The sequence below is a fragment of the Paraburkholderia bannensis genome, from assembly GCF_014200455.1.
GTDB lineage: Bacteria > Pseudomonadota > Gammaproteobacteria > Burkholderiales > Burkholderiaceae > Paraburkholderia > Paraburkholderia bannensis_A.
In genome coordinates, this window is sequence record NZ_JACHBW010000069.1 from 1 (window position 1) to 1,294 (window position 1,294).

A 1,294-nucleotide genomic window follows, 5' to 3' on the forward strand; every position below is an offset into this window, starting at 1 on the left:
GTCTCCAGACGAGGCAGCGAACATACTTTTGCGTCGCGACAGGCAGAGAGATTTGCCGGAGAACGCGTCAGACGGGCACTACCTGAATTATAGTACGCGGGCACACCCCGGCCCGCCGCAGAGCCCGGCGTCAATCGTCATGTAGCGCGCTGCGCCCGGCTACCCGATCCGGCTGCACGATTGCCGCTCATCTTCAATCTCAGGCGCCGCAGCGCCCGTGACAATCGGCAGTCTGAGCGTGAATTCGCTGCCGGCACCTGGCCCGGCACTGGTCGCCGACACCGTCCCGCCGTGTGACACCGCGACTGCTTTTACGACAGCGAGGCCTACGCCCAGGCCGCCTGCGCTGGCAGCAATCGTTCTGCTGGATTGCGCAAACAGCTCGAAGACATGCGGCAGCAGCGTGTCCGATATTCCGAGTCCATTGTCCCGGACGGAAATAACCAGATCCTTTCCGTCGGCCAGAACAGTCATTCTGATGTTCCCGTTCGCCGGCGTGTACTTCATCGCGTTATGCAAAAGGTTGTTGACGGCCTGAGTGAGGCGCACAGGATCGCCTTCAACTCGCAGCGCCGGGTCGGGAATCTGCACAGTAAATGTTTGCCCCCGCGCCGCCGCTGCTGATGCAGCCGTCTCGCATGGATCAGCCAGAACAGTGACGATGTCGACGTTGACCTTGCTCAGGCGGAGCCAGCCCTGACCGACTCGGGTCGCGTCCATCAAATCGTCGGAAAGCCGCCCGATTTCGTTGATCTGCCGATCGATCATATCAACCAGCCGCAGCATGTCGGGGCGATCCGCCAACGCCGAGCGGATGACGCCGGCGGCGAGCCGCAACGGCGTCAACGGCCCGCGCAGTTCGTGCGCCACCATCGCTAGCACTTCATTCTTCAGTTGTAGTGGATCGACATGGTTCCCGGACGAAGGAGAATCCTTCAAAACAGGAATGGCACTCAGTTGAGCAGCGGATCTTATGATTTCGTCCACCACGACACGGTACTGCAAGGCCGGACCGTCAAGCAACGACCGGAAGGAAACGGGATGTGCTGACATTCTGTGATCCCCATTTCGCGCCAACGGGGCGCCAGGAACCGGCGGACCTGCCGGATGAGGGAGGGAGCGTGCGGTCGGTGCGATGGCTTGCGGCGCATCACCGCCCACCCGAGGCTCGCAAATGCCTGCGCGGAGAGCGATCCAGTGCTCGCTGGCACCCGCAGGTTTCGGGATATCAGAATCGCACGCAGGAAACGGTAAGTATGTACGGTGACGTTCAGATTGGTAAAAACAACCGGAT

General features: G+C 61.1%; 1 protein-coding gene. It reads right to left on the minus strand.

Features of this window, described 5'->3' with window-relative positions; all coding sequences use genetic code 11:
• Positions 1-159: 159 nt before the first annotated feature.
• Positions 160-1,053 carry a sensor histidine kinase KdpD gene (locus tag F4827_RS34880; RefSeq protein WP_183734096.1) on the minus strand — a complete coding sequence of 298 codons (894 nt, stop codon included), beginning with the start codon at positions 1,051-1,053 and terminating at the stop codon, positions 160-162.
• Between the last annotated feature and the right edge of the window lie 241 nt (positions 1,054-1,294).

Excerpts from the sequence above, each read along its gene's own strand:
- F4827_RS34880 (WP_183734096.1), bottom strand. The coding sequence starts at position 1,053 with ATGTCAGCACATCCCGTTTCCTTCCGGTCGTTGCTTGACGGTCCGGCC.